The following is a 16034-nucleotide window of genomic DNA, read 5'->3' as shown; positions in this document are numbered from 1 at the left end:
CAATAGAATCGCTTTCCCAGCCAGCCATGGCGCGCAAATTGTTGCGCCGCAGCCAGCCGACAACACCTTGCCAGCGAACTGCGCACCCATGTCTGCAACCCCTTTCCCTCCTGCTTCTCGCCCTGCCCTTGCCGGCACTGGCACCGACGCCGTCAGCCCCCTCTGCTCCTCTGCCGCCCTGCTGCCGCTGGGTGCGATGCTGCTGGCCGGCACCATGAACGCCATGGCGCAAAACGCGCCGCCCCCTGCCGAAGCCTCGTTACCCACGGTGGTGGTGCGTGAAACGGTCGAGGCGCCAGAGGGCAAGGACGCATTGCGCGCCACTGAAACCCGCATCGGCAAAGGCAATCAGCAGTTGCGCGACATTCCTCAGTCGGTCACGGTCGTCACCGAAAAGCTCATCGACGATCGCAACCTCGACACCGTCAAGGAAGCGCTGAAGAACACTTCCGGCATCACCTTCCTCGCGGCAGAAGGCGGTGAAGAAGACATCCGCTTGCGTGGCTTCTCGCTGCAAGCCACGGGTGACCTGTTCATCGACGGCATGCGCGACCCGGCCATTTACGACCGCGATACCTTCAACCTGGACCGCATGGAAGTGCTGCGCGGTTCGGCCTCCATGCTGTTTGGTCGCGGCTCCACCGGCGGTGCCGTCAATCAGGTCAGCAAGGCGCCCCGCCTGATCGACGAACACCAGGTTGACCTGACCCTGGGCAGCCACAAGTACGTGCGCGCCACGGGTGACTTCAACATCAAGACCGGCGAAAGCTCGGCCCTGCGACTCAACGCCATGGCCACCAAGGCCGACAACAATGGCGCGGGCTCCAGCCTGGACAAGCGCGGCGCGGCCATCGCCTACCGCAGCGGCATCGGTGAAAAGAACGAGTTCCTCGCCAGCCTCTACCACCTGGACAACAACAATGGCATCAACTACGGCATTCCGTACATCGCACCCACCCCTGACGCGACCGACCGGGTGCTGCTGCCGCTGAGCCCCGATGCCTACTACGGTGCTGCCAGCGATTACAGCCACAGTGGCGGCACCATCGCGACCTTCGGCCACACCCACCGCTTCAGCCGCGACAGCGAGCTCAGGACCCTGGTGCGTGTGGGCAAGTTCGAACGCGACCAGCGTTCAGGTGCCATCCGCCTGTGCACCTCGAACACCAACCCGACCACTGGTATGGTCAACAACCCGCAGTGCCCGAGTGCCGTCAGCCTGGACAGTTTCGGCCCCGGCACGGTGCTCACGCGCGGCAACCACCTGAAAATTCAGGACATGGAAAACATCCATGCCCAGACCGACTACAACACCCATTTCGAAGGTCTGGGGCTGAAGCACGAGTTGATTGCTGGCGCCGACGTGTCGCGCGAAAAGCGAACGGTGTTTGCGGCTCGCTCTGCCGCTCAAGGCGGCGTCACGATCACGAAGCCGACCACCACCGTGGGCACGCCCAACGACGGCGCCTGGGTCGATGAATCCTCACGGGTGCTGAGAGTGAACAATCAGTACGTGGCGCAGGGATTCGGCGCCTACGTGCAGGACACTGTGCACGTGGCCCCGCATTGGAAGCTGGTGGGCGGCCTGCGCTATGACCACCTGACCGGCGATTACGATACCTACAACCTGCCAAACGATGCAGCCGGTCCGCTGACCGCCGAGAGCTACCGCATGAAAGTCTCTGAGGTGAGTCAGCGTGTGGGCGTGCTGTTCCAGCCCACGGCCCTGCACTCTTTCCACGCTTCGGCAGGCACCTCTTTCAATACATCGGGGGACGCCTACTCGCTGGGTGCGTCCAACGTGGACACGCCGCCCGAGAAGAGCATCAACCTCGAAATCGGTGCCAAACTGGACTCGGCCGACAAGCGCTTCACCACCCGCCTGGCGGTGTTTCGCTCCACCAAGCTCAACGAACGCAACACCGATCCGGACCGCCCGGTAGTCACCTTGAGCGGCCGCCGCCACGTGGCCGGTTTCGAAACCGACATCACCGGACGCCTCGCCCCCGAATGGGAGGTCTATGGCTCCTACATGTGGATTCCGGTGGCCAAGGTGGACAATGCAGCCCCCTGCCCGGCCACCGGCGCCTGCACTCAGGGCGCGCCCGGTGAACGTGTCGGCGACCGCCCATCGCTCACGCCTGAGCACAGCGGCACCGTGTGGACCACCTACCAGCTCACGTCCCGGTTGCGCGTGGGCGCTGGGTTGAACTTCCGCAGCAAGCAAAAGCCCACCCGCGTCGACTGGAGTGTGCCCTCCTACGTCACCACGGACCTGATGGCCGAATACAAGTTCGACTTCGACCGCCTCACGCTCAAGGCCAACCTCACCAACGTCACCGACAAGCTGTACGCCGACCAGCTCTACCCCGGGCACTACATCCCGGGTGCTGGTCGCACCTTGCAGGTGACCGCCAGCTTGAAGTTCTGAACGCTCGCACCGTCAGGTTTTTTGTCTCCAGGGTTTGCCGCCCCTGCTGCGCAGCGGGGCGGCTTTTTGCCTTTTTGTGAATACCGCTCATCTTCCCAGAAGCTCCCATGCTGCTCAAACTGCCCGACATCCTGACTGCGAAAGACCTGGCCGAGATCCAGCTGTTGTTGGCCGACGCGCCCTGGGCAGACGGTCGCGAGAGCGCGGGCCCGCAGGCCCGGACCGTGAAGAACAATCAGCAACTGCCGCACGACTGTGCGGCGGCTCAGCGCATCCGCCACCTCGTCCTCAGCGGCCTGGACCGTTCGGCCCTGTTTTTTTCGGCCGCGTTGCCCCTGCGTGTGTTCACGCCGCGCATCAACCGCTACAGCGGCGAGGCCAACACATACGGCAACCACATCGACAACAGCATCCGCATCAAGGCCGACACCGGTGAGCGCGTGCGCACCGACGTGTCGTGCACCGTGTTCCTCAACGACCCCGACAGCTATGACGGCGGCGAACTCGTGGTGGCCGACACCTTTGGCACGCGCGGCGTGAAGCTGCCCGCAGGCCACGCCGTGCTCTACCCCGGCACCAGCCTGCACCAGGTGACACCCGTCACGCGCGGACAGCGTGTGGCCTGCTTCTTCTGGGTGCAGAGCATGGTGCGCAGCGACGAACAGCGCCGCCTGCTCTACGAGCTGGACATGAGCCTGCTCGCACTGCGCCAGCAGCACGGCGAAACCGCCGAGACCACGGCCCTGACCGGCACGTACCACAATCTTCTGCGCATGTGGGCGGAAGTATGAGTGGAGAAGACCCCCACGCTCCGCCGCTACGCGGGTCGCTGCCCCCCGAGGGGGCTGACCTTGCTTGGGGCGGCCCGGCGCTGCGGTCTGAAGGCCCCCACGCTCCGCCGCTGCGCGGGTCGCTGCCCCCCGAGGGGGCTGACCTTGCTTGGGGCGGCCCGGCGCTGCGGTCTGAAGGCCCCCACGCTCCGCCGCTACGCGGGTCGCTGCCCCCCGAGGGGGCTGACCTTGCTTGGGGCGGCCCGGCGCTGCGGTCTGAAGGCTCCCACGCTCCGCCGCTGCGCGGGTCGCTGCCCCCCGAGGGGGCTGACTCGGTAGGGGGCGGCCCGGCCACTGATGCGGCATCGGTGCGCACGACATTGCCCGAGGGCCTTGTCAATCTCGCCGACCATGAGGCTTTTGCCCGCTCCGTACTCTCCGCTCAGGCTGATGCCTACTTCAACGGCGGGGCGGCCGACGAGCTCACGTTGCGCGAAAACGTGCTGGCCTGGCAACGCATTGCGCTGCTGCCCCGTGTGCTCCAACCCTTGGCGGGCGCGCACACACGGGTCGAGTTGCTGGGGCGTACGCTGGCGCACCCGATTTTGATTGCCCCCATGGCCTATCAGCGCCTGGCCCATCCCCATGGCGAAATGGCCACGGCGCTGGCTGCGGCGGTACTGGGCGCCGGTCTTGTCCTGAGCACCCAGGCCAGCACGCCTCTGGAAGACGTGGCACGACTGGTGCTGGCCGAGAGTGCCCGCGGGCCGCTGTGGTTCCAGCTCTACCTGCAGGCCGACCGGGGTTTCACACGCGAATTGGTGCAGCGCGCCGAGGCGGCGGAATACGAGGCGCTGGTGCTCACGGTGGACGCACCTGTCAACGGAGCACGCGATCGCGAACGACGCGCCGGCTTCACACTCCCGCCCGGCATCTCGGCCGTCAACCTTCGGGGACTGCGCGAGCCCGACCCGGTGGTCTTGCGGCCCGGTCAGAGCGCCCTCTTCGACGACTTGATGACCCACGCCCCCAGCTGGGACGATGTGGCCTGGCTGCGGTCCATCACTCGGCTGCCGGTGCTGCTCAAGGGCATCACCCACCCCGCCGACGCCCGCCTCGCCGTGAGCGCCGGCGCGGCCGGCCTGATCGTGTCCAACCACGGCGGTCGCACGCTCGACACGGTGCCCGCCACGGCCATGCTGTTGCCGGCGGTGGCGCAGGTAGTTGGCGGTGCCGTACCCCTGCTGGTGGATGGCGGCATCCGGCGCGGAACCGACGTCCTGAAAGCCATCGGCCTGGGTGCTGCCGCGGTGATGGTGGGTCGCCCCATTCTTCACGGGTTGACGAATGCGGGCGCCATCGGTGTGGCGCACGTGTTGCGACTCCTGCGCGACGAGCTGGAGTTGGCCATGGCCCTCACAGGGTGTTCATCGCTGGTTGGCGCCAGTGAAGCGCTCGCCAAGCCGATGTCTTCCCCCTAAGGACCTCCGACCAGCATCGAAAGATCGGCATCGCTTCAAATACACATATAAATGCGACGCATTCTCGTTTATACTAAACCCAGAAAATGCCATTTGGCACCGTTCAAGAAGGGAACCACCATGGTCACGGGAGTCACAATGTTGGGCCTTAGCCTCGCTGCCGTGCTCGCCGCGCTCTGGTGGGTGTTTCGCTCTTGAACGAAGAGCCTGTTCTTGATACCCACCCCGCCTGCCTGCCTGCGACGCTGACACCATGATTGCTTCTCCATTGGCGCCCGCACTGCCCCAGCCCTTCATGTCATCCGCTTCATCTACCCGCATTCCCCAACGGCTGGCCGTTGTCTGCGCCGTGATCGGACTGCATGTCGTGGGCCTGTGGGCCATGCAGAGCGGACTGCTTTCACGCGTGGTCGAGACGGTGGTTCCGGTGCAGGTGATCGCAGAAATGATCGAAGCCCCGCAGCCCGAGATCCCACCTGCGCCGCCCCCTCCTCCGGCGCCTAAACCCGAGCCCGTGATTCAGAAGCCTCGCCCCGTCGTGAAGCCCGTGCCCCGGCCAGAGCCCGTGCCCATTGCCGAACCCCTTCCCCAGGTGGCTGAGCCGGCGACGATCACTGCGCCGCCCCCACCGCCGCCCGTCGCCCAGGCGCCAGCCACAGCGCCTTCCGTGCAGACCGAAGCCGTCCAGCAGCCTGCCCCGCCTCGCATCGAGCTGCCTTCAAGCGACGCCGACTACCTCAACAACCCTCGCCCCGCCTACCCTGCACTCTCTAGACGCCTCGGGGAACAGGGCAAGGTCGTCGTGCGGGTATTCATCGACGCGAATGGCACTGCCACGCGCGCCGAAATCCGCACCTCCAGTGGCTACGAACGCCTCGATCAGACCGCACTGCAAACCGTGCAGAGGTGGCGCTATGTGCCCGGCAAGCGCAATGGCGTTGCCGAAGCCATGTGGTTCAACGTGCCCATCAATTTTGTTCTTGAATAACCGTCTTTGAGGAACTTCCCAAATGGATTCACAAATCGCCACATCAGGATTGGCACAAGTCTGGCTGCAGGGTGACTGGGTCACACGCTCGGTCGCCCTGGTGCTGCTGGCCATGTCGCTGGCCACCTGGATCATCATTCTCTGGAAAGCGCTGGACCAGCGCGCGCAGCGCGCACAGGCCAAAGGCATTGAGGGCTTCTGGCACAGCGCGGATTTCGCCGAAGGTCTCGACAAGCTAGGCTCCACGGAAAGCAATCCTTTCCGGGCGGTGGCACTGGAAGGCCGGGAGGCCACCCGGCACATCCTGCACAAGGACGGCCGCACCGGAACACAGCTGCACGACACGCTGGACGTGAGCGACTGGGTCGAGCGCTCATTGCGCAAAAGTGTCGATGACTTCCAGGCGCGCGCACAGGGTGGCCTGTCCGTGCTGGCTTCGGTTGCCTCCACCGCACCCTTCGTGGGGCTGTTTGGCACGGTCTGGGGCATCTACCACGCCCTGATCGGTATCGGCGCGGCGGGTCAGGTGAGCATCGATCAGGTCGCCGGCCCCATTGGAGAAGCGCTGATCATGACCGCGCTGGGCCTGGTGGTGGCCATTCCTGCGGTGCTGGGCTACAACGCCCTGCTGCGTGGCAACAAGGGTGTGATTCACCAGCTCAATCGCTTTGCACACGATCTGCATGCCTACTTTGTGACCGGCGCACGCGTCACCGCCAGTGGCGACGGCAAGGTCCTTCCCATGAAGAAGGCCTGAAATGAAACACCCCCGCCGCGCTGCGCGCGACCCCCTCAAGGGGGCGGCACTGGCCGTCCGGCAAAGCCGGCCCGGCGGCGCCCTGGGCTTGTACCGCGTCATGCATCGGGATAGCGCTTCGGCGCATCGAAGTCTTCACGCATAAAGGAGAGCCGCTCATGGCCATAGGAACCCAGGAAGACAGCGACACCATGATGGGCGAGATCAACATGATCCCGTTCATCGACGTGATGCTGGTTCTCCTGATCATCTTCATCATCACCGTCCCCGTGATCAAACACGCGGTCAACATCGACCTCCCACGCGCCAGCAACGAGAAGGTGCTGGACAAGCCGGAGAACATCCGGCTCGCCGTGGATGCAGACGGTGTCTACTTCTGGAACGACGCGCGGATCGACGACGCAGAGTTCGAGGCTCGACTGGCGGCAACGGCCGCGCAGGAGCCACAACCGGAACTGCACATTCGCGGCGACAAGGCTGTGCGCTACGAACGGGTGGCCCAGGTGATGGCTGCCGCCCAGCGGGCCGGTGTTCGCAAGATTGGTTTCATCACCGAACCTGCTGCGCAGTGATTGCGCCGCTCAGCATCCAGGGACATTGCCATGAAAACACCACAACCCGCCGCAGACATCGACCCGCGCAAGCCCTCATGGGCGCGCGAAATGTCACCGACTGAGCCGTCGGAAGTCTCTCAGGTGTTGCACAGCGCCAGTCTGCTGCGAGGGCAGAAAACGGTGGCCATCGAACACAACGGAGCGCTCTACCGCCTGCAAAGCACCCGGGCCGGCAAGCTCATCCTCACCAAATAGGCGTTCTTCCGCCGGTATCTGTATCTGTTTCATCGTGGGGCGACCCGGGGATCTCACCCTCCCCGACGTCGTTTTTGGCCAGCCAGGGAAGCCCTCAAGGCGACCGTTAGCCAGGCATTTTTTGAATCAGACCGCGGTCAGAGACCGATCGCAGCGATGCCGGCGCGGGCAATCTGGGCATCTTCGGTGGATTTCACACCGCTCACGCCCACCGCGCCAATGGTCTGCCCGTCCTTCAGGATGGGCACCCCACCCTCCAGCATGCCGGATACGGTGGGCGCACTCAGAAACGACACGCGCCCCTGATTGATCACGTCTTCATAGACCTTGCTTTCACGGCGGCCCAGCGCTGCCGTGTGGGCCTTGGCAGGGGCAATGTGGGCAGATATTGCCGGGGCGCCGTCCAGACGTTGCAGCCACAACAGGTGCCCACCGTCGTCAACGATCGCAATCGTCACGGCCCAGTTGTTCTGCAGGGCCTCTGCTTCGGCGGCTGCGGCAATGGCCTTGAGATCGACGAGTTCGAGAACGGCTTTGTTTTTCATGAACTTTTCCTTGGTGAGGTGGTCAGAGAACGGACACGACAGACGGCGCATGGGGTACATGAACACAGACGCCGCAAGTCCGGTGCGGTGAATGGAGCATACCCAAAGGCTGCTTGCACTTGCCCGGGCACGCGCTGGGCCCCAGCCGTCTACAATGCCCTTTCGACAATCCTGCGCTCCAAGCGCTTGATTGCCCACCTGAGTCAGATATTGAAGGAGTTCACCACCATGTCCGACCACATCCAAACCAGCGGCCGCTTCGGCACTGCTGTTTCGACCTCTGCCGAGCGCAACAAGGTCATGCGCAATACCTACTGGTTGCTTGCCCTGTCCATGGTGCCCACCGTGCTGGGTGCGTGGATCGGTGTGCAGACAGGCATCACAGCGGGCCTCACCGGCGGTCTGGGTCTGATCGTGTTCCTTGGTGGCGCGTTCGGCTTCATGTTCGCGATCGAGAAAACCAAGAACTCCGCAGCAGGCGTGCCCGTTCTGTTGGGGTTCACCTTCTTCATGGGTCTCATGCTCTCCCGCCTGCTCGGCGCCGTTCTCGGCCTGAGCAACGGATCGAGCCTGATCATGACCGCCTTCGGCGGTACAGCGGCCGTCTTCTTCGTGATGGCCAACCTGTCCACCATCATCAAGCGCGACCTGTCCGGCATGGGCAAGTGGCTCTTCGCAGGTGCACTTGCGATCATGGTCGGCGCCATCATCAACGTGTTCGTTGGCAGCACCGCCGGCATGGCCGCAATCGCCACGCTCGCGATTCTGGTGTTCAGCATGTACCTGCTCTACGACCTCAAGCGCATCGTGGACGGCGGCGAAACCAACTACATCACGGCGACCCTTGGGCTGTACCTGAGCTTGTTCAACATCTTCCAAAGCCTGCTGGCACTGCTGGGGATCTTTGGCGGCGAGCGCGACTGACGTGCACCGTTCCCGTTGGCCCTTTGAGGCACAAAAAAAGGACCTTCGGGTCCTTTTTCTTTTTGCTGCGACGGGTGTGTCGCTTCTGCAAAAGGCATCAAGTTGCGCACGGAAATGCCGAAAGAACTTCCAACAAGCCCTTTCCCATCATGCGACACCCCGCCATCACCCTTTGTCTGGTCAGCGCAGCGAGCCTGCTCGCTGGGTGCGAAGCCCTGGGCATCGAGACCGCGACCCAGATTGCAGCCAAGAAAGAGGCCGAGGCCAAGGCCATTGGCAGTGCCTGTCGTCACGCGGTGCGCAGCATCGAAGCCTGCTTTGAAAGCAACCCCAGGGCCGGCAAGGCTGCCGTGTTTGCAGGTTGGCGCGAGATGGACGAGTACATGCGCGAAAACGCCATCGTCGGCATGCCGGCGGTGAGCCCAACCGGCGGCTCGGACCCATCCAGCACCCAGGAATCCGTGTCGCCCGATCCGTCAAAGGCTGGCCAGGGTTCGCGCAGCTCCTGAACAAGGCGCGCCAACCACTGGGCTGGCGCACCCCACCTGCATCGATCAGTCGTCCAGATCAAAAACGGCCATGCTCTCCACATGCGCCGTGTGGGAGAACATGTTGACCACCCCGGCAAACGTACAGCGGTAGCCCGCCTGGTGCACCAGGAGGCCAGCGTCGCGGGCCAGGGTGGCTGGGTTGCAGCTGACGTAGACAATGCGCCTGGGTGGCGTCCAGTCGCCGCGCAGATCGGGTTGCTGGTGCAGATCGGCCATGGCTTTTGCCAGGGCGAATGCGCCCTCGCGCGGCGGATCCACCAGCCATTTGTCGGCAACGCCGTCGTTCACCAGCATCTCCGGCGTCATCTCAAACAGATTGCGCGCCACAAAAGCCGTTTGACCCAATGGCGCCAACCGGTCGGCCTGGTTGAGTTCAAAGTTCTCGCGTGAGCGAGCGACCAGGGTTTCACTGCCCTCGATGCCCAGCACCTCGCCCGCGAGCGTGGCAATCGGCAGCGTGAAATTGCCAAGTCCACAGAACCAGTCGATCACTCGCTCATTTTTCTGGGGATCCAGCAACCTAATGGCCCGGGAAACCAGCACCCGATTGACATACGGATTCACTTGCGTGAAATCGGTTGGCTTGAACGGCATGGAGATGTCGAATTCCGGCAGGCCATAGGAGAGCATGGGGCCGCCCTCATCAAGCAGCTTCACGGTCTCTGGTCCTTTGGACTGCAGCCACCACTGCACGCCATGCTGCACCCCGAAGGCACGAAGTCGGGCCACATCGTCTTCCGACAGGGGCTCCAGATGCCGCAATACCAGAGCCGTCACCTCGTCGCCGCTGGCGAGCTCGATCTGGGGGCAGGTTTCGCGGGCGTCCATGCCGAAGATCAGCTCCCGCAGCGGCATGAGCATGGCACTGACATGGGGTGGCAAAACGGGACAGACGGTCATGTCAGCGACATAGCGGCTCTTGCGCTCGTGGAACCCGATCAGCACCACCCCCTTCTTGTGCACATGGCGTACCGAGAGCCTGGCCCGGTAGCGATAGCCCCAGGAAGGCCCCTCGATGGGGCGCAACATGGTTTCGGCCTTCACTTTTCCCAGGTGCCAGAGGTTGTCTTCCAGCACCCGCTGTTTGATCGCCACCTGGGCGGACGCATGGAGATGCTGCATCTTGCAGCCGCCGCAGGCACCGGCATGCAGGCCAAAGTGCGGGCAGCCCGGGCGCACCCGCTGCGAGGACTCGCGGTGGATCGCCGTGACGACACCCGCCTCCCAGTTGTTCTTCTTGCGGTGCACGCTGGTGCTGACCACCTCAAAAGGCAAGGCGCCCTCGATGAAGACGACCTTGCCGTCCGGACGGCGCGCGATGCCCTGGGCATCGATGTCGAGAGATTCCACCGCCAGCCAGCCGTCAGGCAAAGAGGCCTCGGATGCGGCGGGCGCGTCTTCACGCGCGGTGGTGAGCAAGCTGTTTTCGTGGGCAAGGGGTGCAGTCATCCCCCGATTGTCTCAGGACGCGAGTGGCGGTCTGGCCACGCGGCCAACCGCAGACCCAGTTTCACATCCAGGCCGTGAGGTACTCGTCCCAGTGACTCTCCGTGGAGGCCAGATTGCCCAAGGTTTCCTTGACGTAGGCGATCTCCTGCTCGTACTCGGCTTCGGTGAAGCCGCCGCGCATCTTCTGGAACCGGCAATACACCAAGTAGGTGTTCATCACGTCAGTTTCGCAGTAGCGACGGATGTCCTCCAACTGGCCGGCGAGGTACTGTGCGTAGACCTGCGAGCCGTCCATGCCCAGCTTGCCCGGAAAACCGCAAAGCTTGGCCAGCGCATCCAGCGGCGCATTGTTTTTGGGCGAATACATGGCCAGCAGATCCATCAGGTCGAGGTGACGCATGTGGTAGCGGCTGATGTAGTTGTTCCACTTGAACTCGCGGTCGTCTTCCCCGAGGTCCCAGTACTTGCCGGCTTCCACGCCGTGTCGCAGCCCCCGGTAGTGCAGCACCGGCAAATCGAAGCCGCTGCCATTCCAGCTCACGAGTTGTGGGGTGTGCTTCTCGACCGCATTGAAGAAGGTCTGGACCACCTTGCCTTCGCTCTGGCCATCGCGGTCCACAAACGAATGGATGCGCAGTCCTTCCGAGTTGCGAAACACCACGCTGATGACCAGGATGCGCTGCAGGTGCAACGGCATGAAGTCGCTCTGCCCTTTTTCCTTGCGCCCTGCCAGCCAGGCGCCATACACCTCTGCGTCGGACAACTCGGGCGGGGCGGCATGCAGGGCTCTCAGACCATCGACATCAGGAATCGACTCGATGTCAAACACCATGACAGGCCAGGTCATGCTGTTCGGCGTCGGTGCGAGTTGGGTTTCAGGCTCAACGCCGCGGCAGGTGGTTGAGCGGATCGACCGGCTTGCCCTGACGGCGGACCTCAAAGTGGAGCTTCACGCGGTCGGTGTCGCTGCTGCCCATCTCGGCGATCTTCTGCCCCTGACGAACGGACTGATCCTCGCGCACAAGAAGGGCTTGATTGTGTGCGTAGGCCGTGAGGTAGGTATTGTTGTGTTTCAGAATGACGAGGTTGCCATAGCCACGCAATCCGGCGCCGGCATAGACCACCCGACCATCTGCTGCCGCAATGACAGGATCACCCACGCGACCGGCAATGGACACGCCCTTGTTCTTGGCTTCATCGAAACCCGCGATCACCGTGCCCTGGGCAGGCCACACGAAGTTCAGTTCGTCAGCGCCGGCCGAATCCGTATTCGGCGGCACGGCCGGAGTCGCCGGGGTGGTCGCAGACGGTGTGGCAGGCGCCAGTGGCACTGGATCGCTCGAGGAGAGCGGGCGCGGCACCACACCGGAAGGCGCCACAGGTGTGACGGCAGCAGTACCCGGCGTCGCAGCGGGCGGAGTGACCGCCGCCACCGGGGGTGGTGTGGCACCTGGCGGCTGCACGCGCAAGATCTGCCCCACTTCCAGAATGTTCGGATTGGTCAGGTTGTTCCAGGCCTGTATGTCGCGCCAGCTTTGTCCGCTGTCCAGCGCGATCCGGAACAACGTGTCGCCCGGCTTGACGGTGTAGAAGCCGGCCTTGCCGGCATTTTCAGCGCCAGGCAAAGGCTTGACGTCCGTCACAGCACCACCAATACGGTCCTCCACGGGCGCGGGCGACGAGGCGCGACGGGTTGCGCAACCGGCAGAAAGCAGCATCACGGCCATCAGGCCCACCACTGCAGCCCCCTGCCAAGAAGGCCGTCCCGGATGGACCGCGGAGTCCGCAGCAAGGAAATCGCGCTTGATCATGAAAACTCCCACCAATTGCACCTTTATGCGCAAGCACCGACCAGATGGCGGTACTCAAAAAAATATGTTCGATTACCCATGAAGCACAGGGTTTCACCCGATGCCCGATTTTAGTGGCACGAAGTGCACCGCTTCCAGCTCGGTCCGCACCAGGCCTCTGGCGGTCTTGTCCACCACCACCAGATTCTGCTGCCCGGTGGCCGTCACCGTCGGCGCCACCAGCCGCCCACCCACGGCAAGCTGCTCAAGCCACGCTTGCGGAATATCATTACCGCCTGCGGCCGCGATGATGGCCGCATAGGGCGCCCCCTTGGCAAAGCCCAACATGCCGTCCCCCATCAAAAGATGAAGATTGGCCAAGCGCAACAGGCGCAGGTTCTCGCGTGCCCGCTCATGCAATCCGCGCAAGCGCTCCATGCTGTAGACCTCGGTCGCCACCACACTCAGAACGGCGGCCTGGTAGCCACAGCCTGTGCCAATCTCCAGGACACGCCCGAGCTTCCCAGGCCGGTCGTGACACAGCAGTTCGATCATGCGAGCCACCACGCTCGGTTTGGAAATGGTCTGCCCGAGGCCAATGGGCAGACTGGTGTCTTCATAGGCTTGATTGGCCAGCGCCGAATCCACGAAACGGTGCCGTTCCACCTTGCCCATGGCGGCAAGCACCGCCGGATGCCGAATGCCGTGGGTCTCCAGCTTTCGCACCATGGCCAAGCGAGCCGCCTGCGACTCTGTCCCGTGGGCCTTTCGGACTGGAGGTCTTGATGGTTCCCGCCCCACCTGGACTGGGGCAAACGCAGCGGGTTTGCCAACTGCCTGCACCCGAGGACCCTGACCGGAGGCTCCCACCTGGCTGCGACCCTGTGGCGCCTGCTGTGCGGTCGTCAGCTTGACGGGAAACGAGGGCCTGGGCCGCACTTCCGCGCCGACGGCCGATGGCTTGACCAACTTGCCGATGACGTCCCGTTTCAAAAAGCATCTCCTGCGTCGGTCGTCATAGGGGCTTCTTTGGGCAATTGCGTCGTCGACGGCGACGCTTGCGAAAGCTGGGCCGCCGCCGGTGCCCAATAAGGCAGTCTATCGTGATCGGTCAGATCCACCTGCAGGGGTGTGATCGTGGCGTAGCCTTGGGCGGCCGCGTGGAAATCGGTTCCTTCGGCATCGTCTTTGGCAGGCCCGGCATTTCCAATCCAGTACATGGTGTCACCCCGGGGATTGGTCTGCGAGATGACCTGTTCGGCCGCATGGCGCCGTCCCAGGCGCGCCACCTTGAAGCCCTTGATGTCTTGCAGCGGCCGGTTGGGGATGTTCACATTAAGCAACCAGGGTTCCGCCCGCTGCGCCGCCTCGCTCAAGGAGGGCAACAACTGAGCCACCAGTTGACTGGCCTTGCTGGCAGCCGCCTCCAGGTGAGCCCATCCCTTCTCGGTCTGGGAAAACGCGATGGCCGGGATGCCAAACAGGTAGCCCTCCATGGCCGCACCAACGGTGCCGGAATAAATGGTGTCATCCCCCATGTTGGCACCGTTGTTGATGCCTGACACCACCAGGTCGGGCCGGTAGCCGAGCAAACCGGTCAATGCGATGTGCACGCAGTCGGCTGGGGTGCCATTGACGTAACGAAATCCGTTGGGTGCCGTGTGAACATACAGTGGCGAATGCAGGGTGAGCGCATTGGACTTGGCGCTGTTGTTGTGCTCCGGCGCCACCACTTCCACCTCGGCCAGTCCTTTGAGCGCTTCGTACAGGGCGACGATGCCCGGCGCCTGGTAACCGTCGTCATTCGAGATGAGGATTTTCATTGAGCAGATTCTAGGTGCAATGGCCTCGCTGATCGGGTTCGTCTGCTGGCTGCGCATGGGTCACGCCCGGGACAAATGCTGGACTTACCCTGTTGTTGCGGGCCTCACTCTGTCTCTATCATGGTCAGCTTTGATTCAGGTCCTGCCATTCGGATGTTTCCAGGCATGAATGGGCGCCTTCGCCCAGAGGACGCTGCCGCGAATGCTCGCGGTTTTAGTTGTCATCGCTGCTGCTCACATCCGAATGCCGTGCCTCAACATAGGAAATCCCCATGCAAGCCTGGCTGTGCGAGAACCCGGTGGGCGTCGACGCCCTGATCTGGAAAGAATTGCCGACCCCTGTGCCTCAAAAAGGCGAGGTGCTGATCGAAATCCAGGCTGCGAGCCTGAATTTCCCTGATCTCCTGATTGTGCAGAACAAGTACCAGATGAAGCCCGCCCTGCCCTTTGTGCCGGGCTCGGAGTACGCCGGGGTGGTTCAGGCCCTGGGCGAGGGCGTTACCCATCTCCAGGTGGGTCAGCCTGTGGCGTGTCTCAGCGGCACCGGCGGCTTTGGTACCCACACCCTGGCACCTGCTGCGCTGTGCATGCCGCTGCCTCTCGGCTTTCCTCCGGTGGATGCAGCGGCTTTCATCATGATCTACGCCACCTCGTGGCATGCGCTGATGGACCGGGCCGCACTCAAGGCCGGCGAGACGGTATTGATACTCGGTGCCGCCGGAGGCGTGGGCACCGCCGCGATACAGATTGCCAAAGCGGCCGGCGCGCGGGTGATTGCCGCAGCGTCCAGCGAAGAGAAATGCGAGCTGTGCAAGCAGTTGGGCGCCGATGCCACCATCAACTACAGCGAGCACACGCCCGCCAAGGGGCTTCGCGACGTGATCAAGCAGTTGACCGATGGCAAGGGCCCGGACGTGATTTACGACCCCGTGGGCGGCGAATTTGCCGAGCCGGCCTTCCGGTCCATTGCCTGGCGGGGTCGCTACCTCGTGGTGGGCTTTGCCAGTGGCCCGATTCCCTCTCTGCCCTTGAACCTGACCTTGCTCAAGGGCGCAAGCATCGTGGGCGTGTTCTGGGGCGACTTCGCGCGCCGCGAACCCACGGCCAACGCCGAGATGATGCAAACACTGGCCAGCATGTACGCCAAAGGCCAGGTCAAGCCCGTGATCGACCAGACCCTGCCCATGAGCGAGTTGCACAAGGCCTACGAAATCATGGGATCGCGATCGGTCAAGGGCAAGTTGGTGCTGGTGAACTGAACCGGCAGGGCGTCATGCGCCTCTAGCCCTGCTCCTCTATCGCAAGTTGAAACTGCCACCCAGCAAGCCAACCAGACCGATGATGATCAGGTAAATCGCAACGATGTAGTTCAGCATGCGGGGCATGATGAGGATCAGGATGCCGGCGATCAGTGCGATCAGTGGGCCAATGCTCAAATTCAGGTTCATGGTTTCTCCGTCGATGGAACTGGGGTGGTGGCGCGGCCTGTGCTGAGGCATCAGGGCAGACGACCCATTTTGTATGGGTTCGGCCAGCCGTCTGTGCGCTATCTAACGCAGGCATTCAACAGACGAGTCTGGAAGCCGTCGCGTGGCTTGTTGCTGTCGGTCTGTCAGTGGTTCCGCTTTCCAGATATCTTGTCATCCGGGGAACCCCATCGCAAATCTCGCAAGCGTCAAGACCACAAACAAAAAAGCCCGGTTTCAAAAACCGGGC

17 protein-coding genes are annotated in these 16034 nt (G+C 63.3%); 10 read left to right on the top strand and 7 right to left on the bottom strand.

Annotation, left to right across the window (positions count from 1 at the left end; translation table 11 throughout):
* The first annotated feature begins 88 nt into the window (after positions 1 to 88).
* The 7 genes from J2W49_RS06375 (at position 89) to J2W49_RS06345 (ending at position 7236) form a co-directional block, all read left to right on the top strand.
* Positions 89 to 2431, top strand: a complete 2343-nt coding sequence (locus J2W49_RS06375; protein WP_310313116.1) for a TonB-dependent receptor — start codon at positions 89 to 91, stop codon at positions 2429 to 2431.
* Between the two features lie 107 nt (positions 2432 to 2538).
* A complete protein-coding gene (locus J2W49_RS06370; RefSeq protein WP_310313114.1) occupies positions 2539 to 3222 on the top strand; it encodes a Fe2+-dependent dioxygenase in 684 nt (227 codons plus the stop codon).
* Between the two features lie 347 nt (positions 3223 to 3569).
* On the top strand, positions 3570 to 4682 hold the full coding sequence (locus J2W49_RS06365) for an alpha-hydroxy acid oxidase (RefSeq protein ID WP_310313112.1): 1113 nt from the start codon (positions 3570 to 3572) through the stop codon (positions 4680 to 4682).
* Positions 4683 to 4977: 295 nt separating this feature from the next.
* A complete protein-coding gene (locus tag J2W49_RS06360) occupies positions 4978 to 5670 on the top strand; it encodes an energy transducer TonB (protein ID WP_310313110.1) in 693 nt (230 codons plus the stop codon).
* A 22-nt stretch (positions 5671 to 5692) separates the two neighbouring features.
* Entirely contained in the window at positions 5693 to 6427 is a 735-nt protein-coding gene (locus J2W49_RS06355; protein WP_310313107.1) for a MotA/TolQ/ExbB proton channel family protein, read from the top strand.
* A 158-nt stretch (positions 6428 to 6585) separates the two neighbouring features.
* Positions 6586 to 6999, top strand: coding sequence for an ExbD/TolR family protein (locus tag J2W49_RS06350; RefSeq protein WP_310313104.1), 414 nt, complete (start codon positions 6586 to 6588; stop codon positions 6997 to 6999).
* 30 nt (positions 7000 to 7029) lie between these two features.
* Positions 7030 to 7236, top strand: coding sequence for a hemin uptake protein HemP (locus J2W49_RS06345; RefSeq protein WP_310313101.1), 207 nt, complete (start codon positions 7030 to 7032; stop codon positions 7234 to 7236).
* Between the two features lie 137 nt (positions 7237 to 7373).
* Here J2W49_RS06345 and J2W49_RS06340 read toward each other — a convergent pair whose 3' ends face one another.
* Complete coding sequence (locus tag J2W49_RS06340) at positions 7374 to 7781, bottom strand: GlcG/HbpS family heme-binding protein (protein ID WP_310313098.1); 408 nt, start codon at positions 7779 to 7781, stop codon at positions 7374 to 7376.
* Between the two features lie 228 nt (positions 7782 to 8009).
* On the opposite strand from J2W49_RS06340, the gene J2W49_RS06335 reads away from it, so the two are divergent.
* Both J2W49_RS06335 and J2W49_RS06330 read left to right on the top strand, forming a co-directional pair.
* Positions 8010 to 8705, top strand: a complete 696-nt coding sequence (locus tag J2W49_RS06335; protein ID WP_310313095.1) for a Bax inhibitor-1/YccA family protein — start codon at positions 8010 to 8012, stop codon at positions 8703 to 8705.
* A gap of 149 nt (positions 8706 to 8854) precedes the next feature.
* The gene (locus tag J2W49_RS06330; protein WP_310313093.1) at positions 8855 to 9214 is read left to right on the top strand and encodes a hypothetical protein; all 360 of its coding nucleotides are present in this window, start codon (positions 8855 to 8857) and stop codon (positions 9212 to 9214) included.
* A 45-nt stretch (positions 9215 to 9259) separates the two neighbouring features.
* On the opposite strand, the gene rlmD is transcribed toward J2W49_RS06330, so the two are convergent.
* From rlmD to surE, 5 genes are all read right to left on the bottom strand, one after another.
* Positions 9260 to 10705, bottom strand: a complete 1446-nt coding sequence (gene rlmD, locus J2W49_RS06325) for a 23S rRNA (uracil(1939)-C(5))-methyltransferase RlmD (protein WP_310313090.1) — start codon at positions 10703 to 10705, stop codon at positions 9260 to 9262.
* Positions 10706 to 10766: 61 nt separating this feature from the next.
* A complete protein-coding gene (locus J2W49_RS06320; RefSeq protein ID WP_310313087.1) occupies positions 10767 to 11552 on the bottom strand; it encodes a 3'-5' exonuclease in 786 nt (261 codons plus the stop codon).
* 34 nt (positions 11553 to 11586) lie between these two features.
* A complete protein-coding gene (locus J2W49_RS06315; protein WP_310313805.1) occupies positions 11587 to 12432 on the bottom strand; it encodes a peptidoglycan DD-metalloendopeptidase family protein in 846 nt (281 codons plus the stop codon).
* Positions 12433 to 12609: 177 nt separating this feature from the next.
* Positions 12610 to 13434, bottom strand: coding sequence for a protein-L-isoaspartate(D-aspartate) O-methyltransferase (locus tag J2W49_RS06310; protein ID WP_310313802.1), 825 nt, complete (start codon positions 13432 to 13434; stop codon positions 12610 to 12612).
* A gap of 50 nt (positions 13435 to 13484) precedes the next feature.
* Complete coding sequence (gene surE, locus J2W49_RS06305) at positions 13485 to 14318, bottom strand: 5'/3'-nucleotidase SurE (protein ID WP_310313084.1); 834 nt, start codon at positions 14316 to 14318, stop codon at positions 13485 to 13487.
* A 272-nt stretch (positions 14319 to 14590) separates the two neighbouring features.
* Here surE and J2W49_RS06300 point away from each other — a divergent pair, with 272 nt between their 5' ends.
* Positions 14591 to 15577, top strand: coding sequence for an NADPH:quinone oxidoreductase family protein (locus J2W49_RS06300; protein WP_310313080.1), 987 nt, complete (start codon positions 14591 to 14593; stop codon positions 15575 to 15577).
* A gap of 36 nt (positions 15578 to 15613) precedes the next feature.
* Here the strand turns inward: J2W49_RS06300 and J2W49_RS06295 are convergent, their stop codons facing one another.
* Positions 15614 to 15766, bottom strand: coding sequence for a DUF3096 domain-containing protein (locus J2W49_RS06295; RefSeq protein ID WP_310313078.1), 153 nt, complete (start codon positions 15764 to 15766; stop codon positions 15614 to 15616).
* Positions 15767 to 16034: the final 268 nt, after the last annotated feature.

The organism is Hydrogenophaga palleronii (assembly GCF_031457455.1).
GTDB classification, from domain to species: domain Bacteria; phylum Pseudomonadota; class Gammaproteobacteria; order Burkholderiales; family Burkholderiaceae_C; genus Hydrogenophaga; species Hydrogenophaga palleronii_A.
This window is presented reverse-complemented; position numbering and strand designations above follow the sequence as displayed.